Genomic DNA, 25,530 nt, shown 5'->3' on the forward strand with positions numbered 1-25,530 from the left:
GGTGCTTGCCTCTACCGAAAGTGCAGAGTATTGTGCGCCCGCTTGAGAGGGGAGCCTCAACGACGGAGCGTAGCGCAGCCTGGTAGCGCACTTCACTGGGGGTGAAGGGGTCGCAGGTTCAAATCCTGCCGTTCCGACCAAAATAAAAAAAGCCGATGACATTGTCGTCGGCTTTTTTCTTTGCCTGCTTACCCGGAAAATGGGCTCATGGATGAGTTGGAACGATAATGCCGTTATATAAAGTGTACTGGCTGCATCGTTTAGGGGAGACGACCATATTGAAGTATATAACTTGGGGCTTCGTTGTCGGGCTATTCGCTCTTTTGGCACTTCACCCGGTTCGTCAGGCGGTCGCAGATGACTGTGGGGCCGGGCTGGTTACACAGGCAATGGTCGACCGGGTTTTTGAGGAAGTCTTGCGTGCGAATCGCGAGAATGATCTGCTGGTAGACAAGCTGAAGCATTCTCAGGAGGCATGGTTGGCGTTCAAGAAAGCGCATATCGAGGCGATCTTTCCGGAACAGGATGTTCTTGCCAACTATGGGTCGGTTTACCACGACTGTGTTCAGGTCATTGCCAGCGACCTGAACTGTCGCCGCATATCACAGCTGCAAACCTGGATTGATGGCTTCCCGGAAGGCGAGACCTGTTCCGGATCGAGACCGCTCAGCAATTAGACACGCTCAATGACCATCGCAATACCCTGGCCGACACCGATACACATGCTGCAGAGGGCGTAGCGGCCGCCATTTGTCTCCAGTGCATTCGTGGCTGTGGTGACGAGCCTTGCCCCACTCATGCCCAGAGGATGGCCAAGGGCGATCGCACCGCCGTTGGGATTTACGCGGGCATCGTCGTCGAATATGCCTAATTGCCGCAAAACCCCCAAAGCCTGCCCAGCGAAGGCCTCATTCAGTTCAATCACATCCATGTCGTTCAGGGCGAGTCCACACCGTTGCATGACCTTTGTGATTGCCGGAACAGGGCCCAGGCCCATCACACGTGGTTCGACGCCCGCAACGGCAGAGGCAATAATGCGTGCCCGTGGCTTGAGTGTGAATTTATGAACCATGTCTTCGGAGGCTAGTAGAACCGCACAGGCTCCGTCATTCACGCCTGCGGCGTTCCCTGCAGTGACCGATCCACCCTCACGGAAGGGAGCTGGCAATTGGGCCAGTTTCTCAAGGCTGGTGTCAGCGCGAGGATGTTCATCCTTAGTGACAACAATAGCCTCTTTCTTGCGCTGAGGTATGGTGACCGAAACGATCTCTTTGTCAAAGAAACCACTTTTCTGTGCCTCAACAGCTTTTTGGTGGCTGCGGAAAGCAAAGAGGTCCTGGTCCTCGCGGGAGATGCCCATTTCCTCGGTGATATTTTCGGCGGTCTCCGGCATGGATTCGATACCGTATTGCGTCTCGATCACTTTGTTGACGAAACGCCAGCCGATTGTTGAATCGTAAATTTCTGCGTTTCGGGAGAAAGCCGTCGTAGCCTTGGCAATGACCATGGGGGCACGCGACATGCTCTCCACGCCCCCTGCAATCAGGAGGTCGCCTTCGCCGCAACGGATGGCGCGTGCGGCCTGACCGATAGCGTCCATGCCCGAACCGCAGAGGCGATTTACAGTGGCCCCGGCAACCGATATCGGCAATCCTGCCAAAAGTGTTGCCATCCGTGCGACGTTGCGATTGTCCTCGCCTGCCTGGTTTGCACAGCCATAGATTACGTCCTCAATCTGTGCCCAGTCGATATTAGGGTTACGGTCGATCAGGGCCTTGATCGGTATGGCGGCAAGGTCATCCGTTCTTACCGCAGACAGAGAACCTGCATAGCGTCCAATAGGGGTGCGGACAGCATCGCAAATAAAAGCGTTTTTCATATTGGTTTACCGTAAACTTCTCATAACTCAGGACATGTGGAACGGTTGGTTTGCGGCAACCTTCCGACGTAGCAGGCTGGACGCACGATATCGGTCTTCCGCGTAATGCAGACAAAGTCCCTCCAACATATTCAAGATTGTATCGGCGCCGACCGTGTCTGCCAGCGCAAGCGGACCGACTGGGTAGTTGACGCCTAGACGCATTGCCGTGTCGACCGCCTTAACGTCGGCTACGCCCCAATGGACTGCATCGGCGGCTTCATTTGCCAGCATGGCAAGAATACGCATCACGATAAGGGCGGGCGTATCATCGACGATACAGACGGATTTTTGTAGAGCTTGAAAGAGACCTGTTGCTTCCGACAGGGCGACTGTATCCGCCTGGTCTGCCTTTGCGATTGCAAGACATGATGCGGTCTTATAGTCGCGGCAGAAGTCAAAGGTGACGACGTCAATCAGGCCGGTTTCACTGGCGATTTCTGTCGCGGACAAGCCACATGCCGGGAACAGGCGGGTCTCGCCGACGCGGATTGCGCCACCCCCGTCGACTTCTTCCACGGGGATATCTGCCTGGCGAATCAGGTCAACCAGTTGTCTCGCGTAACCGAGGTCACCTTCCACTGTTACCGATGCTGGCTTGTCTCCCTTTGATGCCATGACCGGGGAAGGGTGGACTGCCCCGTTTTGATAGTCGTAGACACCCTTGCCGCTTTTACGACCAAGGAATCCCGCGGCGACCAATTCTTCCTGGGACAGGCTGGGACGGTAACGGGGATCTTGATGAAAGGCGTTATAGACTGTGTTTGTAACGGACAGGCTGACGTCGTGACCGATCAGATCGATCAATTCGAATGGTCCCATGCGAAAACCGGCACATTCCCGCATCAAGGCATCAATCGTTGTGGCATTGGTGACGCCTTCTTCCAACAATCGCCATGCTTCGGAATAGTAGGGGCGGGCGACGCGATTGACGATAAAACCGGGGGTGGATTTGGCGTAGACCGGTGTTTTGCCCCATGACTTCGCCGTTTCGAAGACAGTTTCCGCAACTGCCTCGTCGGTTGCCAGGCCACGGATGACCTCTACCAGCTTCATAACGGGAGCCGGGTTGAAGAAATGCATTCCAACAACATTTTCGGGCCGCCGCAGGGCGGCCGCGACGGCCGTAACCGATATGGACGATGTGTTGGTCGCAAAAATTGTATCTGGCCGGCAGATGTCTTCGAGTGTGCTGAAAACATCCTGTTTGATTTTTAAGTCTTCGATGACAGCTTCGATTACGAAAGCGGCGGGCGCCAAATCGGCCAGGCCGGAGACAGGATGGATATTGTCGATAATGGCATCCACCTGATCCTGGCTGACTTTACCTTTGGATACCAGTTTCTCCAGACCTTTCCCTATCAGGTCCCGGGCTTTGGCTGCCACACCATCCATGGCATCGAAGAGACAAACCTTGTGGCCTGCCTGGGCTGCAACCTGGGCAATCCCCCGGCCCATGGCACCAGCGCCGATTACACCAATGACCGAATTTTTTGATATCGCTGTCGCTGTCATGGTCATTTCCCTGAGAATTCCGCGGGGCGCTTGTTGAGGAAGGCATCAACGCCTTCGTGATAGTCGCTCGTCCGTCCTGCAATGGTCTGCAGATCACGTTCGAGGTCCAATTGCTGGTCGAGTGTGTTCGATGTCGAGGCGTTGAAGGCACGTTTGATCAGCGCGAGTGCCTGGGTCGGTTGCGTTGCCAGATGCAACGCCATTCCCTGGGCTTCCGGCATGAGGGTTTCATCGTCGAAGGTCTTCCATATCATTCCCCAGTCATGGGCTTCCTCGGCGCTGATTTTATCACCCAGCATCGCCAATGCGAGCGCACGGGCGCTGCCGACCAACCGGGGCAGGGTCCAAGTCCCCCCGGCATCAGGTATCAGGCCAATTTTGCAAAAGGCTTGAATGAAGCTGGCAGAACAGGCGGCCAGCACAATATCGCAGGCCAGGGCCAAATTTGCTCCGGCTCCGGCTGCAACTCCGTTGACGGCACAGACAACGGGCTTTGGAAGGGACCGTATGGTGCGGATCAAACGGTTGTAGTTTTTGTCGAGGGTTTCACCCAGGTCCTGTTCGGCTCGGGCATCTTCGGAGGCGAGATGGGACAGGTCCTGACCGGCGCAGAAACCGCGCCCGGCACCCGTAATCAGGACACAACGTATGGTTTCGTCTTTTGCGATTGTCTTGAAGGCATCCCGTAGCTCGCCATGCATCTCGTCGGTAAAACTGTTCAGCTTGTCCGGACGGTTAAGGGTGATCGTTGCCACGCCTTTATCAGCCGAAAAGAGGATTGATTGATAGTTCATATCGTTATTTCCCTTTGAAATGCGGCTTTCTTTTTTCCGTAAAGGCGGCAATTCCTTCCAGTCGGTCTTCCGTGTCGAAAAGAGCGCAGAAATTTTCCCGTTCGAAACGCAGCCCGTCCGCCAGAGGCAGTTCGTAGGCCTGCAGAATGGATTGTTTTGCCCGCTGAACCGCCAAAGGTGGTTTTGACGCAATTCTGGTTGCGAGCTTAACAGCACGTTCCACACAAAGCTCTGCAGGGACGACCTCAGAGACCAGACCATATTGCTGTGCCTCTTGCGCTGTGATTCGCTCGTCAGCCAGGATCATCTGCATTGCCCGGGATTTACCAACCGTCCTGAGCAGTCGCTGTGTGCCGCCAGCCCCGGGGATAATCCCCAGGTTGATTTCCGGTTGTCCGAATTCTGCATTATGGCCGGCGATTATGATATCTGCATGCATGGCCAGTTCATTGCCACCACCCAGACAAAATCCGTTCACTGCTGCGATAATGGGTTTGGAGAAATTCCGCACGACCGCCCAATAGCCTGCGCGGCTGTCTTCTTTGACTGTGGTCGCGGTATGGTCAGCCATTTCCTTGATGTCGGCACCGGCGGCGAAGACGATCGGTCCACCGGTGAGAACAACGGCGCGGATAGATGGATCGTCTGTTGCTTTTTCCAGGACGTCGGCAAGTTCATGCAGGAGATTGCTACACAAAGCGTTGTAGGCTTTGGGCCGGTCGAGCGTGACTTGCAGGACGTGCGGGGCCGGTGTTGTTACAATTAGGTCCGTGTACTCTGGCTGATTCTGGACGGGCATTTCTGTCCCTGTTCTATGGTCGTTTATCTATTATTTTAATCTTAAAATAATTGTTTCCCGGGGTAAAGGCTGACGATTTTTTTCAAGGAAATCGTCATTGCTATATGGCGGCAAGGGAAAATTGACTGGAATCAGGTCGGCCAATCCCCGAGTATGCGAGATAGAGGCTAGGTTTTAACGTCGCCTTGTGGCTGCACCCGGTGTGACACCAGACCACAGTGGTTCCAAGGTGATTTTATGCATAATCCACCCGCCTTTAGGACAAGGACATAAGGGAGAATGAAAATGGTAAAGCGCACCGCTATGTTGTTTGCTGGCGCTGTTTTAGGCACCGTTGTTGCTGTTGGTACTGCCAGTGCCGATGATGCAGCTAAGGGTGAAAAGATCTTCAAATCCAAGTGCCGGACCTGTCATGTGATTGACAATGGTAGCAAGCACAAAGTGGGCCCCGATCTTGCCGGAGTGTTGAGCCGTGGCGCTGGTAAGGCGGATGGTTATAAATACTCGAAGAACCTGGCGAAGGCGGACTTTAACTGGGATGAAGAGAAGCTGGATACCTGGCTGTCCAATCCCAGAAAGTTCATCAAGGGAACAAAGATGACGTTCAAGCTGCGTAAGGAAGATGACCGGGAGCATGTCATCGCCTACCTGATGAAAGTCGCAAAATAAGCTTTCTGGCAGACTAACCTTTGGAAGAGGCGGCCCTGACTGGGGCCGCCTTTTTCATGCCTATTCTACAGATTTTCGGATGTGCTGAGCATTGGCAAACAGCAGGCTGATTGCAAAAAGGATCGTCGCAGCAACGACGACGCTTGGGCCAGAGGGAGTATCCCAGGTCAGGGAGGTAAACAGCCCGCTGCAGACGGCGACAATGCCGAATACCATGGAAACAATCGCCATCTGTTCCGGTGATCTGGAAAAGCGCCTTGCCGCCGCAGCCGGTATAATCAACAGGGAGGTGATCAGGAGGATACCGATGATTTCCATGGCAAGGGCGATTACGGCAGCGACAAGAAGCATGAAAGCGATTCGGGTTGCGGTTACCGGCAGGCCCTCAGCACGGGCCATCGGCTCATTAATTGTCAATGCGATGAGGGGGCGCCATAGCCGCGCCAGAATAAGAAGGACAGCCGCGCCGCCCGCATATATCCAGAGAATGTCCATCTTCGATACCGCGAGGATATCGCCAAACAGATACCCCAGGAGATCAACCCGGACCCAGTCCATGAAACTGATTGCCACCAGACCAAAGGCCAGGGTGCCATGCGAAAGGATGCCCAGTAATGTATCGGCGGCGATATGTCGATGGCGCTGCATAAGAAACAGAATCAGGGCTACGGCGATGCAAGTGGCCAAAACACCAACACGGGGCGATACACCCAGCAACAGCCCCAGGGAAACTCCCAGGAGGCCGGTGTGCGCCATTGTATCGCCGAAATAGGCCATGCGCCGCCAGACGATAAAACAGCCGACGGGGGCGGCTATCGCAGCGACGCCAATTCCGGCGACGAACGCGCGGACTACAAAGTCATCAAGCATCAGGTAACTTTCTGCAGCATCATCACTTAGTGGTGGTCACAACTTGGGCCATGAACGTGACCTACGCCTTCCCCCTTGGGAACGATGGCGCCGTTGATGTCATGGTCGTGATCGTGGTGATGGGTATAAATCCCAAGATTGGACGCCGCCCGATGGCCGAAAAGCGCCACATATTCCGGGTTTTGACTGACGGTTTCCGGTAGGCCTTCACAACAGATATGCTTGTTCAGGCAGACGACACGGTCCGTGGCGGCCATCACAATATGTATATCGTGAGAAATCAATAAGATACCACAGTTAAGTTCATCGCGTATCTGAGAAATGAGCTGATAGATTTCCGCCTCACCGACATAGTCTACTCCCTGTGTTGGCTCGTCCAGGACAAGGATGTCCGGATTGCGTAACATGGCGCGGGCCAGGGATACCCGCTGCATCTCCCCGCCGGAGAGATTAGCTACCATTTTATGATAGAGGTGATCGGCTTTTACCCGTGCCAATGCCTTCCTGATGTCCTCAGGTTTCGCCCTTTGAGTAAGGGTCATCAGGCGATAGACGGGGAGCGGCATGACCGGGTCTATATTCATGCTTTGCGGGACATAGCCGACACGTAACGACGGTGTTGTATTCACTGTTCCGCTGTCAGGCTGCACCAGGCCCAGGGCGATCTCCACCAACGTGGATTTTCCGGCCCCGTTCGGGCCGATCAGGGTCACGATTTCTCCGCGATAGACTTGCAGGGAAATCGACTGCAGTATCTGTTTTTCCTGTCGCCGCAACGAGATTTCCTGCAAATCGACAAGTAATTCCCCGGATTGTTTTGGAAGAACACCGGTCATTGTGCGCCATCCGCGCCCTGACAGTCAGAGCATAGACCTGTTACCTCGACGGCTGCGTTGGCGATTTTGAAGCCCTCATGGCTGGCTTGCTTTTTAATGGCATTTTCCAGTTTGGGGTCTGATGTTTCCACAACATGCCCGCATTGTCCGCATACCAGAAGCTGATAGCCATGCTCATCGCCGGGATGCGTACAGGCAAAGTAGGCGTTCATGCTTTCCACCTTGTGGACCAGTCCGTTGTCCATCAGAAAATCAAGTGCACGGTAGACTGTCATCGGTACCGCGTTGTTTTTGCTTTCAGACAGGCGGTTCAATATTTCGTAGGCACCAAGAGGCGTATCACTTTCCAGGATAATTTCAAGAACCTGGCGACGTGTGTCCGTCAGGCGAATGCCTTTGGCCGAACATATTTCTTCAATGTTTTCTAATGTAGTCGGAGTGCTTGTCATTGGATGCGACTGGCCATTTGTATTTCGCAAAGCTGATAAATCTATATCGAAAGCGAGAATGTTATACCATAACAATTTTGTATGGACAAATGTTATAACATCACATACCTATCAACGCGGAAACCAAACCTGCTATTAGAACATCCTGACGGAAAGGAAGCGGTGAAAGCGCAATGGTAAAAATGTTGAATAGACTGATAACCGGGATTTCGGCTTTGACGCTTTTCGCAGGCGGAGCGATGGCGGAGCCCAAGGTTGTTGCAAGTATCCAACCAATTCACTCCCTTGTCGCAGGTGTTATGGCCGGTGTTGGCTCTCCAACCCTGCTGGTTAAGGGAGGAGGATCACCGCACAGCTATTCTCTCCGTCCCTCCGAAGCACGGGCGTTGGCGGATGCTGATGTTGTGTTCTGGGTTGGGGAAGGTCTGGAAACCTTTTTGAGAAAGCCCATAAAGACGCTGGGAAGTAATGCTAGGGCTGTGGAATTACTCCATGCCCCGGGGGTGTTGAAAATTGCCTATGGCCCGGATGAAGAACATCATGATGACGATGCTCACGAGCACGAGCACGAGCACGATGAGGTTCATGACGAGGGACATCATCACGGTGCCTTTGACCCGCACATCTGGTTAGACCCCCGGAATGCAGAGGTGCTGGTGAATACTATCGCGGCGGAACTGGAAGCCGCGGACCCGGCAAACAAGGATGCTTATGAAGCGAATGCAAACAGACTGGCTGAGCGTCTGCGTGCCCTTGACCATGCGCTTTCTGAGCGACTGACGCCGGTTGAAAAGAGCCCCTATGTCGTCTTCCACGAGGCATATAGCTATTTCGAAAAGCGATATCATTTGAATCAGGTTGCGTCAGTCACGGTTAGTCCCGATCGAAAACCGGGGGCCGCGCATCTCAAGGAGATACGTCAGAAAATAGCCGAAAGCGGTGCTATGTGCGTATTCACGGAACCTCAGTTCGAACCCAAGGTTGTTCAAACAGTAGTTCAGGGGATGGATGTCGGGACAGGCGTGATGGACCCGTTGGGCGCATCGCTGGTCCCGGGTGAGGATGCCTATTTCAAACTGATGGAAAGTCTTGCTGCCGGGCTGACTGATTGCCTGACAGGCAAGGGTAATTAAACGCGTCTGTCCTGGCTGGGGGGGTGGCCATAGCGGTCCTTGTAGGCTCTGGAAAAATGGGCTGACGAGGAAAAGCCGCTGGCCACCGCCACTTCCATGATCGACATATCGGTCTGTTGCAGCAGCGCACGAGCCTTTTCCAGGCGCAGCATGCGATAATAAGCGCCGGGAGAGGAGTGCAAAGCCTTTCTGAAGGACCGCTCCAGTTCCCGTAGGGATATGTCGAGCATATCGGCGATATCGACGGGACGAAGCGGGTCTTCGAGGTGGCTTTCCATTAGGTCAACGGCCCCCAATACCTTTCGATTGACGGTGAACAACCGCTGGCGCAACTCGCTTCGCTGAGGCGCATGGCCCTCGCGTATCCTGCCATAGGTGAACTGATCCGCGACCGCCACGGCGAATTCCCGTCCATGCTGTGCCTGGATCAGATGTAACATCATATCCATGGCGGACGCGCCGCCCGACGACGTAAAGCGGTCCTTGTCCACCACATAGATATCGGGCACAAGCCAGACCTCGGGAAAAGACTCGGCGAATGCAGCCTGGTGGACCCAGTGTATGGTTGCCTGATATCCGTTCAGAAGTCCCGCACTTGCCAAAACATGCGCGCCCGTATCAACGGCCCCAAGAATGCTTCCGCGCCGCTCCTGTCGCCGCAACCAGTTCATAACTTTCGGTGTCGTAACCTTTTCTGGACTGAAACTGGTGCAGACAACGGTCATTGGGAAAAAATCGTCATCTGAAATCGCTGCATCGGCAACAGCCTGCATGTTGTTGCTTGCAATGGCCGGCGCACCGTCCACCGTCAGCAATGTCCAGTCATAGAGCTGCTTACCTGCAAGCCAGTTGGCAATTCGCAAGGGTTCCGAGGCGGATGAGAAGGCCATCAGCGAAAATCTGTCCAGAAGAAGAAACGCCAGCTTTTGTGGGCCAGATAGGGGAGGCTGTCCGAACATGAATACATGCCTGTTTTGTGTGGTCGAAAAACATCATTCTTCTGTCGAAAATTGTCAAATTATCTTTCTGATCGGGCGTAGAGTCCAACTTTAGAAATGCGGTTTGCAATTATGGAGTTGGCGAAGACGATGCGGGAAGTCCGAACTGTAGGGATTGTTGGTGCAGAGGCTGTCAGCGCCGAGTGGTGCGCACGCTTTCTTGCGCGTGGTTTGGATGTTGTCCTATGGGCTCCCGGCGATGACCGGCATAGCGACGTATCGGCGTGCGTGATGCGTGCATGGCCCGCCTTGTCGAAACAAGGATTGTTCCCGGGGGCGTCACCGGAGCGGCTCCGTTTTGCAGACTCATTGGAAAGCCTCGTTGAGCAATCGGACCTGATCCAGAACACCCTGGGCGAAGATGGAGAAACGGACGGCCTGATTAGTGAAATGGCCGGCCAGGACGTCATAATTTCAACGTGCAGTCTGAACCGGGCGAGGGGGGCTCGTCATTCCGAACGTGTGCTGTCTGTCTGCGTTGAGCGGCCGGTTTATCTGTTGCCCGTACTGGAGATCATCCGGGGGCAGGAAACCTCAGAGGAAGTTGTTGCGCAGGCACGTGAGTTTTATGGTTCGGTCGGCTTCAAACTCTTCGAAACGCAAGGACCAGTAACGGGTCGCCTGTCAGAAGCCCTCCGGCGGGAAGCGCGTGCGATTAAAGACGGTGGTACTGTCGCCGCGCAGGATCTTGATGATCTTTATCTGCATGGCAGTGGGCTGCTTTCTGCTGTTCTGGGGCCCCTGGAGCAGGTTGAAAGTGTTTCCGGCGATAAGGACATTGAACTCCAGGTCATTCGTGACGAATGTATTGTCGCGGTCATGCAGGCGTTGCGGGCTTTCAAGCGAGGCGCGGGAGCCTTACTTCAGGAAGATGAAAGCCGCAGAATTCAGGCTGGACAGGCGTTTGCCCGTTGGCATGATGGCGATTGTGTGAAGGCCCCGCTTGCGCTTTACCAATCAACAGTTTTGCCGGAATGGGTTGATTATAACGGTCATATGACAGAGGCAGCCTATCTCACTGCCTTCGGTTGGGCGTCGGATGCCCTGTTCCGCTATGTCGGTGATGACGAGGCTTATCGCGAGTCGGGGCTGTCTTTTTATACGGTTGAGACGCATATCAACTATTTCCAGGAATGTAGTACCGGCGACCCCTTGCGCTTCACAACCCAGATTCTCGGGTTGGATGAGAAGCGCATGCATATTTTCCATTCCATGTATCACGGCCATAGCGGAGAGCTTCTGGCCACGACAGAGCAGATGCTGTTGCACGTCGATATGAAGGCGGCACGGGCCTGCCCGATTCGTGAAGACGTCTATGAGGCGCTGGCCGCGGTCAGGGCCGTTCATCAGGACATGGAAATGCCGAAGCAGGTTGGCCGGCAGATGGCGATCAAAAAGCGCTGACACAGATTCAGGGGCTGTTGCAGCCTTATTCAGGGAGACAAGAGATGGATTTTTCTTTGACCGATGAGCATCGGCTCATCATCGAGAGCGTTCGCAGTTTCGTGGAAACGGAACTCTACCCCTACGAAGAGGAAGTAGAGAAGACGAACCAGATTCGTCCCGATCTGCACGAACAGATCAAAAATAAAGCGAAAGAGTATGGCTTTTACGCTGCCAATATGCCCGAAGAGCTGGGTGGAGGCGGTCTGGATACCGTCTCGTTGACCCTTATGGAAAAAGAGTTGGGCAAGGCGAATTTCGGTCTGCAATACACTGTGGCGCGCCCCAGCAATATTCTGCAGGCCTGCCGTGGCGACCAAATCGAAAACTATCTTCTGCCGACGATCCGGGGGGACAAGGTTGACTGTCTTGCGATGACAGAGCCTAACGCCGGGTCGGATGTCCGGTCGATGCAGTGCCGTGCGGAGCGCGATGGCGATCATTATGTTATTAACGGAACCAAACATTTCATCAGCCATGCCGACGTCGCGGATTATGTAATCCTTTTTGCAGCAACCGGTGTGGAAGAGACCCCTCGCGGGCCAAAGAAAAAGATCACGACATTCCTGGTCGATGTAGGGACACCCGGTTTCACAGTAGATGATGGCTATAACAGCGTTTCGCACCGCGGCTATCACAACTCGATACTGAATTTTGATAACTGCCGTGTTCACGAGTCTCAGATTCTGGGCGAGGAACATAAAGGCTTTGACGTCGCCAACGATTGGTTGGGCGCAACCCGTCTGTCTGTTGCCGCAATGTGCCTGGGCCGTGCGGAGCGGGCCCTTGAGATTGCCGCTGACTGGGCAGCCAGCCGTAAACAGTTTGGGCAATCGATCGGAAAATTCCAGGGCGTGTCGTTCAAGCTGGCCGACATGGCGATGGAATTGAAGGCCGCAGAACTTCTGACACTTTATGCGGCATGGAGGAATGACCAGGGGCAGATGACCGATAGCGATGCGGCGATGGCAAAGCTGAAGTCGACTGAGATGCTGGCTATGGTTTCCGATGAAGCAATCCAGATTCTGGGTGGCATGGGCCTCATGGACGAATTGCCGCTGGAAAGGATTTGGCGCGATCACCGTGTTGAGCGTATCTGGGATGGTACGAGTGAAATCCAGCGCCATATCATCTCGCGGTCCTTGTTGCGTCCTCTGGAAGGGTGAGGCGTCCCATGATCAGTCGTGAAGGGTTCAAGAGGTTGCTGTCACCGGCCTCCATCGCCGTGATCGGCGGCAGGGCTGCCGAAGCAGCGATTCGGGAGTGCAGGCGTTTCGGGTATGACGGCGAAATCTGGCCGGTAAACCCAAAGCGCGCCGAGATGGCGGAATTGCCATGCTACGGATCGCTTGATGATTTGCCGGGTATTCCTGATGCGGCTTTCCTTGCCATTAATGCGGATCTGTCGATAGAGGCTGTTTCGCAATTGGCTGCAATGGGGTGCGGCGGCGTTGTCTGCTATGCCTCTGGTTTCAAGGAAAGCGGGGGAGACGGCATCGCCCGGCAGGAGGCACTTGTTGAGGTTGCGGGCGATATGCCTGTGATCGGGCCGAATTGTTACGGCGTATTAAACGCACTGGACGGTGTTGCGCTATGGCCGGATCAACATGGTTGCCAGCGTCAGGAGCGGGGCGTTGCAATTGTAACCCAAAGCGGCAATATTGGCCTGAATATGACGATGCAACGTCGTGGTCTTCCATTGGCTTATATGATTGCCGTGGGCAATCAGGCCCAGATTGGGTTGGACGACTGTGTGGATATGCTGCTCTATGATCCGCGTGTGACGGCCATTGGTCTGCATATCGAAGGGCTCGATGATTTCCCCAATTTTGATCGTGTCGCGCGCCGCGCCCTGGAGAAAAAAGTCCCCATCCTTGCCTTGAAGGCCGGGCGTTCGGAAACCGGCGCGAAACTGGCGATGAGCCACACAAGTTCTATGGCAGGTTCCGACCAACTTTACGATGCGATGTTCGACCGGTTGGGAATTGCCAGATTGCATTCTGTGACGGCATTTCTGGAGACATTGAAGCTGCTGTCCGTGATCGGCCCTTTGACTGGAAACAGCATTGCCTCGATGAGTTGTTCCGGTGGCGAGGCTTCTCTCATGGCTGACCTGTTTGAGAATAGGGCAGTTTGCTTTACCGAGATGGACGAAGACCATTGTCGTCAGGTACAGGCAACGTTATCGGAAATGGTTTCCGTATCGAACCCGCTCGATTATCACACCTTCATCTGGGGTGATGAGGACAGGTTGGCGCAGACATTTTCTGCAATGATGGCTGCGGCCTATGATGCCACGATGCTGGTTCTCGACTGGCCCAGCACAAGCGGTGCTGACTTCAGCGACTGGAATGCATCCATGAGGGGGCTCATACGGGCGTCTCAGGAGACTGGACACAAAGCCATCGTCGTGTCCTCAATGCCGGAATGCCAACCGAGCGAAGTGACCGCTGAAATGATTGAGGCAGGGGTTGTGCCCATGGTTGGCCTGGATGATTGTGCACAAGCCCTCGACGCAGCTTACAAGATTGGAATGGCCCAGACGAAACCTGTTCCGGCGCCGATGATGTTGCCGTCCGATACTGTGGTTGATGGTATATCGCGGTTGTGGGATGAGGTCCGGTCGAAGGCTGCCCTGCAGTCCTACGGTCTGCCCATACCAAAAGGGCGCGTAGTGGCGTCAGGCAAAGAGGCTGAGGCTATTGCCGATGAAATCGGCTATCCCGTCGTTGTTAAAGCTGTTGGCGAGCATTTGGCCCATAAATCCGATCAGGGTGGTGTCCACCTTAATCTTCGGGATGGGGTGGCGGTCTCAGCGGCAGTGGCTTCCATGGCGGGGATTAGCGATCGGTATCTCGTGGAAAAAATGGTGCCCGGCGCTGTTACGGAACTAATTATCGGGGTCTCAAGAGACGAGCAATTTGGTTTGACCCTGCTGATCGGCGCTGGCGGGATATTGGTTGAGCTATTGAAGGACAGTGTACCTCTGACACTGCCGGTGACGCGCGATGAGGTCAAAGCGGCGGTTTCAGGCCTTCGTATTGCAACGCTGCTCAATGGATATCGTGGTGCCGAGCCAGGGGATATTGAGGCCGTCATCGATAGCGTTATGGCGATTGCTGCTTTTGTGGCTGACAATGCGGATCGCTTGTTGGAATTGGATGTGAACCCGCTTCTGGTGATGCGGCAAGGCGAGGGCGTTATCGCCGTCGATGCCCTGATCCGGATGGTGGAGACTGAACAGGGAGCCGAGAAAGAGAATGTCTGAAAAACTGAAGGTTACCCGAAATGGTGCTGTGCTTGAGGTGGTCCTCAACAGACCAAAGGCCAATGCCATTGATGCAGAGACGAGCCGGGAGATGGGAGCCGTCTTCGAAGAGTTCCGTGATGATGATAGTCTTCGTGTCGCGATTTTGACGGGAGAAGGCGAGAAGTTCTTCTCCGCAGGCTGGGACCTGAATGCAGCGGCGGAAGGGGAGGATTTCGAGTCTGATTATGGTGTCGGCGGTTTCGGTGGTTTTACCGAACTGCGTGATTTGAATAAACCCGTTATAGCAGCCGTGAATGGCATGGCTGTTGGTGGGGGCTTTGAAATTGCACTGGCTGCCGACATGATTGTTGCGGCTGATCATTCCGCCTTCTTTCTGCCGGAAGCATTTGTCGGGGTGATCCCGGATGCAGGCACGGTCCGCCTTCCGAAAATTCTGCCACCGGCCATTGCCCGGGAGATATTGATGACAGGGCGGCGGATGAGTGCTGCCGAAGCAGCGCAATGGGGAATCGTAAATGCGGTGGTACCGGCGGACCAGGTCATGGACAAGGCACGGGAATTGGCGTCATCAGTTGTTTCCGCTGCCCCCCTTGCGATTGGTGCAATCAAAGAGTTGATGCGGGGAACGGACGCGCTTTCGCTGGAAGCGGGTTTCGAGTTTATGCGATCGGGTGGCGCACCGCTTTATAAGCGTATGCTGGAAAGTGAGGATGCGCAGGAAGGCCCAAAAGCATTTTCGGAAAAACGGGAGCCGGTATGGAAAGGACGCTAGCAGGCGTCGTTTAACAGGCCGGTTTCCTTGAGGAACATGTCTTCGAACTGACTGGGGGATAGGGGCGGCGCAAAGCGGTACCCCTGGAATTCGTTGTAACCGTATTCCCGCAGCAGCGAGGCCTGCTCATTGGTTTCCACGCCTTCAGCCACGACTTTAAGGTTAAGGGCGTGGCCCAAGGTCACGATGGCCTTGGCAATGGTTCTGGAATCGCTTTCAGGCAGGTCCATAACAAATGTCCGGTCCAGCTTCAGATGCGTTACCGGCATTTTCTTGAGATAACTGAGAGAGGAGTAACCGGTTCCGAAATCGTCGATGGCAATGGCGGTTCCCATATCCTTCAATGCCTTCAGGACAGGCAGAATGCTGTCCAGGCTCTGCATGGTAGCGCTTTCGGTTACCTCGATCTGCAAGAGGTCCGGTGACAGATTATGGGCGGTAATCGCCTGCCGGTAATCGTCCAGAACGTCGGAATTGGTAAATTGAACAGCAGAGACATTAACCGCGATGGCTACGGAACGGTTGAGTTCTTTCTGCCATTTGGCGGCCTGCGCGGCGGCCATATCCATAACCTTCTGCCCTAATGGAATGATAAGGCCGGTGGCTTCTGCAATTGGAATGAATGTCGACGGTGGGATGTAGCTGCCGTCGGGGCGGGGCCATCTCACAAGGGCCTCGCAGCCGCACAGCCTATGGTTACTGCAGTCGATTTTTGGCTGGTACACCAGCTCAAATTCATCCCGCACCAAAGCCTCGCGCATTTCCTTTTCGAGGCTCAATGTCCTGTGCACGGCCTCATCCAGGCTGCTATCGAATAGTTTGACGTCACGGCTCAATTCCGATTTGGCGGCGAACATTGCAATTTCCGCCGTGCGGATCAACTCATCGGCATCATTGCAGTCCGTGGGCCAAACGGACGCCCCGATAGAGGCGGTGAGTTCGATCGTTTCACCATTTGACAATTGAATAGGACTTTTGACCGCATTGTGAACGCGCCGGGCAAGATCAACAATTTTGCTGGTGTCTGCGAGCCTATCTAATAGAACCGCGAATTTGTCACTTTCCAGGCGCGCGATCAGGCCACTGTGAATAGAGACTTCGCCCAGGCGTTCAGAAAAGTTTTTAAGTGCCTCGTCACCGATATCATGGCCGTATAGGTCGTTGACTGCCTTGAAGCGGTTAATGTTGATCAGTATTACGGCAAGTTTAAATTTTGGCCTTATTTTCAAAGTGTTCAGGACTGTTTCCCTGAACATTGTTCGGTTTGCGAGGCCGGTCAGAGTGTCCCTGGTGGCAAGCCTGCGCAATTCGCGTTCGGCCTTTGCCCTGCTGGTCACATCCACAAGGGTTGACTGGATTGCCCAGTCGTCTTCCCAGAGGACCGGGCGCAGCATGACCTGCAATATGATTTCGCTGCCGTCGGCCCGGATGCGTTTTTCCTCGTCAAGCTGGATTACTTCCCCCGGCTTGAGATTGCGAGGCTCAAAAAACTTGGATGGTGAGGGAAAGGTTTTCCGCAAGTCCTGAGAATTGACAAATTCCTCGGCGTTTTCATATCCGAATATCTGTGCCGCAGTCTGATTTGCATACAGGATTTTATAACCTTTGAGTACTGTTACCCCCTGTAGCGATCCTTCCAGCAATCCGCGATAGCGTTCTTCCGAGGCCTCAAGGTCCTTCTTGCTGCGCAGTATTCTTCTCAACAGCGTATCTATTGACTGTGCCACCGTTCCAATGTCATCGCGCCGTTCCATTACGGTTGAGGCGAGGGGGGAAACATGGTTCAGCTTGTCGATGTTGATTGACTGCAAGTATTCGCTGATGGTCCGCAAAGGGCGGGTAACAATCAAAAAGACACTGATGAGCAGGCTGGCGACAATCGTAATGCTGATAACCGCACTGGTTCGTGCAACTGTGTTGGCCCGGTCCACGGTTGCCGCAAGGATTGATCCGACGTCTCCGGTCAGTGTCAGGGTGCCGACTTCTATTTTGTCACCCTCAAAGGGATATACGAGCTTTCGCGTTTCCTTGATGTTGAGGTTAGACGTCGGGAGGATATAGAGAAGCAGGGATTCCTGCTGAGGATAGTTGTGGTCGTGTGATATCGACGCCGCCAGCGGTCCGTCGACCGGCCCGGTGATTTCGGCCTTGGCTACGAACTTGTCGCGGACCAGGCCGTCGAGCAGGCCCTCCAAGGCGCTGTTGTCCAGTTCCCAGAGGGCTTTTGTCGTTGCCAGTTCAACGTTGTCAGCCAAGCCCGACAGGTTGTGCCTGGCGGCTTCAATGGCTTCCTTGGCGCCGAGACGGGCCTGGTAGATGGTGGCAGACGTACCGACGATTGCCGCGAGTAGCAGTGACCATGCGGCAATCTTGAAGCCCAGTCTAGAAAACCAACCGCCGATATTTGGGCTCATCCGATAATCCGCATACTAAGAAAAGCAAAAGAATATTTGTATATTGCTGCAGTATCATGTTGGGAAAAGGTTAACATAATATTGCCACTACATGACCAGCATAAATGTTGCCGGATCAAATATTTCAATTGCGATAGCTTGCGGATTATCCTCCTTCGAAGCCCGTCAAAACGTTAACGGCATTAATGCCGATTTCTTCAACTGCGTATCCACCTTCCATTACAAAAAGAGTGGGAAGGTTCAGGCTGGCGAGCACGGCGCCATACCGTTTGAAGTCATCCGTCTTCAGCTTGAAAAAGGATATGGGGTCATTCTCAAAGGTATCAACGCCGAGTGAGATGACCAGTGCATCGGGGGAATAGTCTGAAATTCTTGCGCAGGCCTGTTTGAGCGCTTCCTGCCAGTCGGTATAGTCCGTCCCGGGTTTCATCGGGAAGTTGGCCGTGAAGCCTTCACCGTGCCCCGCACCGTTTTCGTCGTCGTATCCCAGGTAATGCGGGAAGGCATCCACCGGGTCCCCATGCAAGGAAAGGAATAAAACATCCTCCCGGTTATAGAAAATAGACTGGGTGCCATTTCCATGATGGAAATCAACGTCGAGGATCGCCACACGTGAGGCTCCTTCATCGAGGAATGATTGTGCGGCGATCGCGGCATTGTTGAAGAAGCAATAGCCGCCATAGAGGTCTGCTGCGGCGTGGTGTCCCGGTGGGCGGCAAAGGGCGAAGGCACTCCGCTCTCCTGCGGAAACGATCTTCTGTGCGGTAAGGGCGACGTCTACGGCAGATCGGGCTGCTTCGTAGGTCCCGTCACCGATGGACGTTTCAGCACCCAATGCGTAATAACCCAGTTGGCCTTCAATATCGTTCGGTCGCTTCTGGCGCATGGTCCGAACCGGGAAAACGATGGGGATCGCTTCGCCCTTATGGCCGGTCTTCTGCCACTCGGTCCAGCATCGCTCAAGGAAATTGACGTAGTTGCCGTCATGGATCCGATTGATCGGATCAAGTCCATAACTATTGGGCGCGATAATATCCCCCAGTTGAACGTCTTTGACGCGGTTCAGGATATGTTCGGCGCGGACAGGGCATTCAAAAGGAGCAACCAACTCGCCGCCTGCAAGTTCCGTTTTCACATTTCTAAGTTTGTGCTTTTCACTAAAGACGGTCTTCATGGCGAGTCTCCCAAAATACGACGTGCGACAACCTAGTAAGAAAAAGAACGGGCCGCAATTGCTGCGGCCCGTTTCAAGGGAGCGTTATGCCTTTAGTCCAGGGAATTCAACACATCGCGGAGTGTGGAGAAAAGCTGGTCAATATGCTCTTTCTCAATGATCAGCGGCGGAGAGAGGGCGATGATGTCGCCGGTGGTGCGAATCAGGACACCTTTCTCATAGGCTTTGAGGAAGGCATTGAAGGCACGTTTGGTCGGCTCTCCGGCAATCCCTTCCAGTTCAATTGCACCAATCAGGCCCATGTTGCGGATGTCTTTGACATTTTTGCAGTCGGCCAGCGCGTGAATGGAATCTTCCCAATACTGCGCCATATCCGCACCGCGTGTCAGCAAACCTTCTTCTTTATAGGTTTCCAGGGTGGCAAGACCGGCAGCACAGGCAATCGGATTTCCGGAATAGGTGTATCCGTGGAACAATTCGATCATGTTCTCCGGACCAGTCATGAATGTATTGTAGATTTCGTCGCGGACGAAGACTGCGCCCATCGGGACGACACCGTTGGTAAGACCCTTGGCTGTCGTGATGATATCCGGTGTGACCCCGAAGAAGTCTGCTGCGAACGGGCTGCCCAGGCGGCCGAAGCCGGTGATGACTTCATCAAAGATCAGAAGGATGCCGTATTTGTCGCAGATTTCGCGCAGGCGCTGCAAATAGCCTTTCGGCGGCAACAGCACGCCGGTGGAGCCCGCCATCGGTTCGACGATCACAGCCGCAATGGTGGACGGGTCATGCAGGGCACAGATCCGTTCCAGATCGTCGGCGAATTCGGCGCCGTGTTCCGGCTGGCCGCGGGTGAATGCGTTGCGTTCCAGGTCATGCGTGTGGGGCAGGTGATCGACGCCGGTCAGAAGCGTACCGAAGGTCTTCCTGTTGGAGACAATGCCGCCAACGGAAATACCGCCAAAGTTCACACCGTGATAACCACGTTCCCGGCCAATCAAGCGGGTACGGGTTCCTTCGCCGCGGGCGCGTTGATAGGCGATTGCGATTTTGAGAGCCGTTTCAACGGATTCGGACCCGGAGTTGGTGTAGAAGACGTGGTCCATCCCCTGCGGGGTCAACTGCACCAGCTTGGAGGCCAGTTCGAAGGCTTTCGGATGCCCCATCTGGAAAGCGGGCGCGTAATCCAGTTCAGCAGCCTGTTTCTGGATTGCCTCGACGATTTTCGGGCGTTTATGACCTGCGTTCACGCACCACAGACCAGCCGTGCCATCCAGAATCTTCTGGCCCTGGTCGTTGGTGTAGAACATCCCTTCGGCTTCCACCAGCATCCGCGGGTTCTTTTTGAACTGCCGGTTGGCGGTAAAGGGCATCCAGAAGGCTTCAAGGTTATTTGTGTCGCTACGCATTGCACGTCCCCATTCTTGTTTCTTGATGAGACAACTTTTTCATCTGGCAACAAATTTACCATGCGGTCAGGATTTGATCACAGGGCCAGTTTGCATGAAGTCATACGGCCAGATAGTCCGCCCCGATACCCAGGAACAAGAAAGGCTGCCTCAACGGGCAGCCTTTCCAGTTTCTATACGCCTTGTGCTGGGGGATTAACGTCCTTCGCCAAACACCATGTCATAGGCAGGCAGCGTGAGGAAGTCGGGGAAATCCTCCGCGATTGCCATTTCCTCAAACAGTTTGCCGGCCTGTTCGAATCGGCTCTGGGAATAGTTGTCTCCCAGTTCCTTGCGGATTTTGTCCATTTCTTCGGCAATTACCTTGGAAATATAGGCGCGGCTCAGTTTGGTGCCATCGTCCAGGGTAGCCTCATGCTGTGCCCACTGCCAAAGCTGAGCCCTGGAGATTTCGGCGGTTGCCGCGTCTTCCATGAGATTGAACAGGGGGACGCATCCGTTCCCGCCGAGCCAGGCCTCCGTATAGCGGATACCAACCTGAACATTGGTGCGCAGGCCGCTGTCTGTGATGCTGCCTTCCGGTACTTTCACCAGATCGGCTGCGGTCACATTCACATCGTCACGTTTACGGTCTATCTGGTTCGGTGTTGTCATGACGGCATTGAAGGCCTCGAGGGCAACCGGCACCAGGCCCGGATGGGCAACCCAGGAGCCATCATGACCATCATTGGCTTCTCGCTCCTTGTCGGCTTTCACCTTTGCGAAAGCTTCGGCATTGGCTGCCTCGTCGCCTTTGACGGGAATCTGCGCTGCCATACCGCCGATGCAGGGCGCATTGCGCTTGTGGCAGGTTTTTACCGCCAGGAGCGAATAGGCACGCATGTTCGGGACCGTCATCGTCACCTGTGCGCGGTCCGGCATCACGAAGTCAGCACGATTGCGGAACTTTTTGATGATGGAGAAGATATAGTCCCAGCGACCACAGTTCAGACCGGCAGAATGGTTCCGCAGTTCATACAGGATTTCATCCATTTCAAAGGCGGCCAGAATGGTTTCGATGAGAACCGTCGCCTTGATGGAACCCTGCGGAATGCCAACAAGTTCCTGCGCCTCTACAAAGATTTCATTCCAAAGACGGGCCTCAAGGTGGCTCTCCATTTTCGGAAGATAATAGTAGGGGCCCGTTCCACGGCTCAGGGTTTCTGCGCCATTATGGTAGATATGCAGGGCGAAATCGACAATGCCGCCCGAACAGGCCTTGCCATCCACCAGAATATGTTTCTCGTCCAGATGCCAACCGCGAGGCCGGACAATGAGCGTCGCTGTCTTGTCTTTCAGCTCATAGTGTTTGCCTGAGTTAGGATCATCCAGAGAAATGGTCCGGCGCACGGCATCACGCAGGTTTATCTGGCCCTGGATCATATTGTCCCAGGTCGGACAGTTGGAATCCTCCAGATCGGCCATGAAGCAATAAGCACCTGAGTTCAGCGCGTTAATGACCATCTTCCGGTCTGTCGGTCCAGTGATCTCGACGCGGCGGTCCTGGAGGTCCTGGGGAAGGGGGGCAATCGTCCAGTCCCCTGCGCGGACGGAAGCGGTTTCCGCCAAGAAATCCGGCAGTTCACCAGCATCCAGTTTCACTTGGCGCTCGTCGCGGGCCTTCAGCAGTTCTAGACGCCGTTGACCGAATTTGCGTTGCAATATTCCGATGAGGCCTAATGCCTCGGAAGTCAGGATTTCTTCGTAACCGGGTTTGATTTCACCGGTCAGCTTAACGCCTTCAGACGCGGATCGAAGCGCTTCCAGGTTTGCGTTGCTCATTATTATCATCCCTGTCGCTTTAAGGTTGGAAATTACTACCTTTTTATCTGCTAACAGGCGAAAATCAATGGCATTTATCCATATTTCGGAAATATTTCTACACAGTGATATGTAAGATGTTGCGTTGCAACAATTTTTCCTGAGCCTGGTTTTTCCACAGATTTTTGGAGGTGACCGGTTGCGCCGGTTCTGACTGGAAGTCTTGCATCAGTAGTGGGGCGGCTTGGTTTGCGTCTGATTGCTGATTGCCTGTTCGAGTCCATGGATGCGGGATTGCAGTTGACGGTTGTGAAGTTTCAGCTTGTCGATTGTATGCGACTGCGATGTCACCACTTCATTGAGTTCTTCAACTGTCTTTTCAAGATTGGCAAATTTGATTTCCAGTTCGGTGAGGCGGGTGTCCGGCATGGTGGCTCTCCTGCAATTTAATACATACTGTCGTCGAAATAATAGACTTGAAGCTAGGTTTCAAACGCCTCTTTTGGTATACTTTAGAAGTTCCTAAATGCAGAATGGTTATGGAGTAGAAGCTCATGTCCATATTCAGTTTTCTGCGGAAAGAAAAAAATCCGGCAGACCGGCGCCGCTCAGAGCGGGTGATAGGCATGGGTGCGCGTGCGGAAATTGATAAGCGGAGTTTTCCCATAGCAGATATTTCTATGGGGGGCGCGCGCGTTGACCGGTTCTTTAATGATGTGGCACCCAAACAGCGCCTGTTTCTGACAATCATGCTGATGATCGACGGCAAGGTGGAAAGTTTTCCCGCCCAGGCCGTGGTTCGCCGCAAGGGGAACGGAGGGTTAGCGCTTCAATTTCGTAAGTTACAGCCCTATGCGGAACAGAAATTGTCGGAATTCGTTCGGATAAACTCTTTCAAACCGGTCAACTTTCCAATTTAATCAATCAAGTATCAGTGTGTTTTCACGATATGAAGCGTCCACCTTCCTGTGTTGGACGCGCCATGTCTTTTTTGAATTGAAGGGGCTGTCTGGTGTTTTCCTGGACCTTTGATAAGGCTGATGTTTCCGGTCTGGCACTTTTGTCTGTCGACGAAATGTATGCGGCGGATAAATGGGCGATGGAGGCGGGTACGTCTGGAGAGCAACTGATGGACGCTGCAGGGCGGGCGGTTGCCGACGAGGTGATCAGGCGTTGGCCAAAGGGACAGGTCGCGGTTTTGTGTGGGCCCGGGAATAATGGGGGCGATGGTTTCGTTGCGGCTCGCTACTTAACGGACGCCGGGTGGTCGGTGAAACTTGCACTGCTCTGCGATCGTTCTGCCTTGAAAGGTGATGCGGCCGTGGCTGCGGGACGCTGGACGGGGAAGGTGGAAAGCTTTTCCGAGGCGTTTGTTGAAGGTGCTGACGTTGTCATTGATGCCGTGTTCGGGGCAGGGCTCAACCGCGAGGTCGACGGGGTTGTGGCTGCAACATTGCGGGCGGCGGCAGCGAGACCGGTTGTTGCAGTTGATGTTCCTAGCGGTGTTAATGGAGACAGCGGGCTGGTGCTGGGCTACGCACCCCATGCCGCGGTTACGGTAACATTCTTTCAGAGGAAGACGGGCCATTTGCTGTTTCCCGGGCGTGATAAGTGCGGGGAGCTGGTTGTTGCCGACATAGGGATCGCTGCGGATGCGTTGGACGTGGTTTCCCCTCTGGCTGTCCGGAATGCTCCGGCGCTATGGCTGGCACAATTCCCCTGGCTGACGCCGGATCTGAATAAATTCTCTCGGGGCATGGCCTGCATTGCAGGCGGACAAGAGATGACCGGGGCCGCGCGGCTGGCCTCGCGTGCGGCCCAGCGTTGCGGCGCCGGATATATTGTCCTGGCAAGCCCGGAAAAGGCCGCCACCCTTTACCGGGTGTCTCTTGAAAGCGTTGTGGTGAAGGGGTTTCGGGACACTGCCGGTTACTCGTCCATATTGGACGATGCGCGGATGGCGGCATGTCTGATCGGGCCTGGCCTGGGGCAGGATTTTGGATGTTCGGAACGAGTGTTGACCACTCTGCGGTCCGGAAAGCCAACGGTACTGGATGCGGATGCCCTCAGCCTCTTCAAGGATAGCCGGGATGTCCTCTTTAACTGTCTGCAGGCTCATACATTGATGACCCCTCACGAAGGGGAATTTTCTCGGTTGTTTCCTGAGCTTGTGGCAGAGCAAAACAAACTGGAGCGTGCCCGAAAGGCTGCCCAGAGCGCCGGATGCACGGTCCTTTTGAAAGGGGCGGATACGGTTATTGCTACGCCGGATGGAAGGGCCGTTATTTGCGACAACGCGCCGCCGGACCTGGCGGCGGCGGGGACGGGGGATGTGCTGGCTGGCGCGATTACTGGTCTCCTCAGCAGGACCGGTGATCCGTTTTTATCTGCAATTATAGGGGCTTGGCTTCATGGAGAGGCGGCACGGAATATCGGTGTTGGCCTGATAGCGGAAGATCTTCCGCTGGCAATGAAGGATATCTTGAATTTTCTTAAAAAATAGCTGGAGTTTCATAACGTTTAGTTTGTGACTTTGTTTTGAAGTCTTATGGAATTCCGCTATTTCCTTTTATTTGCGTCGAAAAATGATGCGTGTTACATTCCGCGCAACAGTTCGATAAAGAACTCATGAAATATTGAGAGAATACTCTATTACCGGCGAGTGCCGGGATATTGGCTGATTGCTGTCAGAGCAGAAGTAATCGGGTGGGGGACAGGCGATGTCTGGTTCAACCAAAGCCAGGAAACTGTGAGTATGTTTTTTAGACGTATTAATCACCAGGATATTGTTAGGGCTGGGGCGACGTTCCAGCGCGAAAGGCCTGACCACACCGTCGAGACAGCGAAAGTACTGTCTGTCGACCCGGATTCATTTGGTATACCGCATGTCCGCTATGAGCTGGCTTTTGAAAAGCCGTGCATGTCGACGCGTATCGTCGACGGGCCACGGGTTCTTGCTCTTGAGGCTTTCGCAGATACTTACAAAGAATGTGTTTCGAACGGCTCCAGCCAATCCGGCCATTGAACAGGCAAAAACGCCTCAATTGAGCATTTTTCCGATTTTTTTGCGCGTTATTGGCCTTTTTGCTTATCCTAAGCTTTGACTGACCTGATCCATATGCTATAGAACCGCCGCTCCGGACGAGCTGTAGGCGCCGCATGGCATTTTGTTGGGCGGTCGTGGTGGAATTGGTAGACACGCTAGATTTAGGTTCTAGTGCCGTAAGGCGTGAGAGTTCAAGTCTCTCCGACCGCACCAGTCTCAT

The 25,530-nt window shown here is 54.2% G+C and carries 22 protein-coding genes and 2 tRNA genes; 11 read left to right on the forward strand and 13 right to left on the reverse strand.

Going from position 1 to position 25,530, the window contains the following annotated elements; translation table 11 throughout:
• The first annotated feature begins 63 nt into the window (after positions 1 to 63).
• Both IF205_RS12465 and IF205_RS12470 read left to right on the forward strand, forming a co-directional pair.
• Positions 64 to 140, forward strand: a tRNA-Pro gene (locus IF205_RS12465).
• A 138-nt stretch (positions 141 to 278) separates the two neighbouring features.
• Positions 279 to 677: a lysozyme inhibitor LprI family protein gene (locus tag IF205_RS12470; protein ID WP_259779690.1), complete on the forward strand. Its 399-nt coding sequence runs from the start codon at positions 279 to 281 to the stop codon at positions 675 to 677.
• Here the strand turns inward: IF205_RS12470 and pcaF are convergent.
• The 4 genes from pcaF to IF205_RS12490 are packed head-to-tail and all read right to left on the reverse strand — an operon-like array spanning position 674 to position 5,026.
• Positions 674 to 1,879 carry a 3-oxoadipyl-CoA thiolase gene (gene pcaF, locus IF205_RS12475; RefSeq protein WP_259779691.1) on the reverse strand — a complete coding sequence of 402 codons (1,206 nt, stop codon included), beginning with the start codon at positions 1,877 to 1,879 and terminating at the stop codon, positions 674 to 676. The two genes, IF205_RS12470 and pcaF, sit on opposite strands and share 4 nt — an antisense overlap.
• Positions 1,880 to 1,906: 27 nt before the next feature.
• Positions 1,907 to 3,433: a 3-hydroxyacyl-CoA dehydrogenase gene (locus IF205_RS12480; protein WP_259779692.1), complete on the reverse strand. Its 1,527-nt coding sequence runs from the start codon at positions 3,431 to 3,433 to the stop codon at positions 1,907 to 1,909.
• 2 nt (positions 3,434 to 3,435) lie between these two features.
• Positions 3,436 to 4,227: a 2-(1,2-epoxy-1,2-dihydrophenyl)acetyl-CoA isomerase PaaG gene (gene paaG, locus IF205_RS12485; protein WP_259779693.1), complete on the reverse strand. Its 792-nt coding sequence runs from the start codon at positions 4,225 to 4,227 to the stop codon at positions 3,436 to 3,438.
• A gap of 4 nt (positions 4,228 to 4,231) precedes the next feature.
• The gene (locus IF205_RS12490; protein WP_259779694.1) at positions 4,232 to 5,026 is read right to left on the reverse strand and encodes an enoyl-CoA hydratase-related protein; all 795 of its coding nucleotides are present in this window, start codon (positions 5,024 to 5,026) and stop codon (positions 4,232 to 4,234) included.
• 285 nt (positions 5,027 to 5,311) lie between these two features.
• Here IF205_RS12490 and IF205_RS12495 point away from each other — a divergent pair, with 285 nt between their 5' ends.
• Positions 5,312 to 5,695 (forward strand): c-type cytochrome, encoded by a 384-nt coding sequence (locus tag IF205_RS12495; protein ID WP_259779695.1) that lies wholly within the window; start codon positions 5,312 to 5,314, stop codon positions 5,693 to 5,695.
• Between the two features lie 60 nt (positions 5,696 to 5,755).
• Here IF205_RS12495 and IF205_RS12500 read toward each other — a convergent pair whose 3' ends face one another.
• Genes IF205_RS12500 through IF205_RS12510 form a run of 3 tightly spaced genes read right to left on the reverse strand, consistent with a single transcriptional unit; the run spans position 5,756 to position 7,850 of the window.
• Positions 5,756 to 6,565, reverse strand: coding sequence for an iron chelate uptake ABC transporter family permease subunit (locus tag IF205_RS12500; protein ID WP_259779696.1), 810 nt, complete (start codon positions 6,563 to 6,565; stop codon positions 5,756 to 5,758).
• Positions 6,566 to 6,591: 26 nt separating this feature from the next.
• Positions 6,592 to 7,401 carry a zinc ABC transporter ATP-binding protein ZnuC gene (gene znuC, locus IF205_RS12505; protein ID WP_259779697.1) on the reverse strand — a complete coding sequence of 270 codons (810 nt, stop codon included), beginning with the start codon at positions 7,399 to 7,401 and terminating at the stop codon, positions 6,592 to 6,594.
• On the reverse strand, positions 7,398 to 7,850 hold the full coding sequence (locus IF205_RS12510) for a Fur family transcriptional regulator (RefSeq protein ID WP_259779698.1): 453 nt from the start codon (positions 7,848 to 7,850) through the stop codon (positions 7,398 to 7,400). Before IF205_RS12510 ends, znuC begins: the two co-directional genes overlap by 4 nt.
• Positions 7,851 to 8,065: 215 nt before the next feature.
• On the opposite strand from IF205_RS12510, the gene znuA reads away from it, so the two are divergent.
• Complete coding sequence (znuA, locus tag IF205_RS12515; RefSeq protein ID WP_259779699.1) at positions 8,066 to 8,983, forward strand: zinc ABC transporter substrate-binding protein ZnuA; 918 nt, start codon at positions 8,066 to 8,068, stop codon at positions 8,981 to 8,983.
• On the opposite strand, the gene IF205_RS12520 is transcribed toward znuA, so the two are convergent.
• Positions 8,980 to 9,942 (reverse strand): GlxA family transcriptional regulator, encoded by a 963-nt coding sequence (locus tag IF205_RS12520; RefSeq protein WP_259779700.1) that lies wholly within the window; start codon positions 9,940 to 9,942, stop codon positions 8,980 to 8,982. The two genes, znuA and IF205_RS12520, sit on opposite strands and share 4 nt — an antisense overlap.
• A gap of 129 nt (positions 9,943 to 10,071) precedes the next feature.
• Between IF205_RS12520 and IF205_RS12525 the strand changes: the two genes are divergently transcribed.
• The 4 genes from IF205_RS12525 to IF205_RS12540 are packed head-to-tail and all read left to right on the forward strand — an operon-like array spanning position 10,072 to position 15,467.
• Positions 10,072 to 11,385 carry a thioesterase family protein gene (locus IF205_RS12525; RefSeq protein WP_259779701.1) on the forward strand — a complete coding sequence of 438 codons (1,314 nt, stop codon included), beginning with the start codon at positions 10,072 to 10,074 and terminating at the stop codon, positions 11,383 to 11,385.
• A 44-nt stretch (positions 11,386 to 11,429) separates the two neighbouring features.
• Positions 11,430 to 12,590, forward strand: coding sequence for an acyl-CoA dehydrogenase family protein (locus tag IF205_RS12530; protein WP_259779702.1), 1,161 nt, complete (start codon positions 11,430 to 11,432; stop codon positions 12,588 to 12,590).
• Positions 12,591 to 12,598: 8 nt separating this feature from the next.
• Entirely contained in the window at positions 12,599 to 14,692 is a 2,094-nt protein-coding gene (locus IF205_RS12535) for an acetate--CoA ligase family protein (protein WP_259779703.1), read from the forward strand.
• Positions 14,685 to 15,467 carry a carnitinyl-CoA dehydratase gene (locus IF205_RS12540; protein WP_259779704.1) on the forward strand — a complete coding sequence of 261 codons (783 nt, stop codon included), beginning with the start codon at positions 14,685 to 14,687 and terminating at the stop codon, positions 15,465 to 15,467. Before IF205_RS12535 ends, IF205_RS12540 begins: the two co-directional genes overlap by 8 nt.
• On the opposite strand, the gene IF205_RS12545 is transcribed toward IF205_RS12540, so the two are convergent.
• The 5 genes from IF205_RS12545 to IF205_RS12565 all read right to left on the reverse strand — a co-directional run bounded on the left by IF205_RS12545 (position 15,464) and on the right by IF205_RS12565 (position 22,693).
• Positions 15,464 to 17,881 (reverse strand): putative bifunctional diguanylate cyclase/phosphodiesterase, encoded by a 2,418-nt coding sequence (locus tag IF205_RS12545; RefSeq protein WP_259779705.1) that lies wholly within the window; start codon positions 17,879 to 17,881, stop codon positions 15,464 to 15,466. The two genes, IF205_RS12540 and IF205_RS12545, sit on opposite strands and share 4 nt — an antisense overlap.
• A gap of 145 nt (positions 17,882 to 18,026) precedes the next feature.
• Entirely contained in the window at positions 18,027 to 19,055 is a 1,029-nt protein-coding gene (locus IF205_RS12550; RefSeq protein ID WP_259779706.1) for a histone deacetylase family protein, read from the reverse strand.
• A 92-nt stretch (positions 19,056 to 19,147) separates the two neighbouring features.
• On the reverse strand, positions 19,148 to 20,464 hold the full coding sequence (gene aptA / locus IF205_RS12555; protein WP_259779707.1) for an omega-aminotransferase AptA: 1,317 nt from the start codon (positions 20,462 to 20,464) through the stop codon (positions 19,148 to 19,150).
• A gap of 195 nt (positions 20,465 to 20,659) precedes the next feature.
• Positions 20,660 to 22,285, reverse strand: a complete 1,626-nt coding sequence (gene aceB, locus IF205_RS12560) for a malate synthase A (RefSeq protein WP_259779708.1) — start codon at positions 22,283 to 22,285, stop codon at positions 20,660 to 20,662.
• A gap of 207 nt (positions 22,286 to 22,492) precedes the next feature.
• Positions 22,493 to 22,693: a SlyX family protein gene (locus tag IF205_RS12565; protein WP_259779709.1), complete on the reverse strand. Its 201-nt coding sequence runs from the start codon at positions 22,691 to 22,693 to the stop codon at positions 22,493 to 22,495.
• Positions 22,694 to 22,818: 125 nt separating this feature from the next.
• Between IF205_RS12565 and IF205_RS12570 the strand changes: the two genes are divergently transcribed.
• The 3 genes from IF205_RS12570 to IF205_RS12580 all read left to right on the forward strand — a co-directional run bounded on the left by IF205_RS12570 (position 22,819) and on the right by IF205_RS12580 (position 25,523).
• Positions 22,819 to 23,184, forward strand: coding sequence for a PilZ domain-containing protein (locus IF205_RS12570; protein ID WP_259779710.1), 366 nt, complete (start codon positions 22,819 to 22,821; stop codon positions 23,182 to 23,184).
• 92 nt (positions 23,185 to 23,276) lie between these two features.
• Positions 23,277 to 24,767 carry an NAD(P)H-hydrate dehydratase gene (locus IF205_RS12575; RefSeq protein WP_259779711.1) on the forward strand — a complete coding sequence of 497 codons (1,491 nt, stop codon included), beginning with the start codon at positions 23,277 to 23,279 and terminating at the stop codon, positions 24,765 to 24,767.
• Between the two features lie 671 nt (positions 24,768 to 25,438).
• Positions 25,439 to 25,523: transfer RNA gene (locus tag IF205_RS12580), tRNA-Leu, on the forward strand.
• Positions 25,524 to 25,530: the final 7 nt, after the last annotated feature.

Source organism: Aestuariispira ectoiniformans, from assembly GCF_025136295.1.
In the GTDB taxonomy this organism is placed as follows: Bacteria; Pseudomonadota; Alphaproteobacteria; order UBA8366; family Aestuariispiraceae; genus Aestuariispira_A; species Aestuariispira_A ectoiniformans.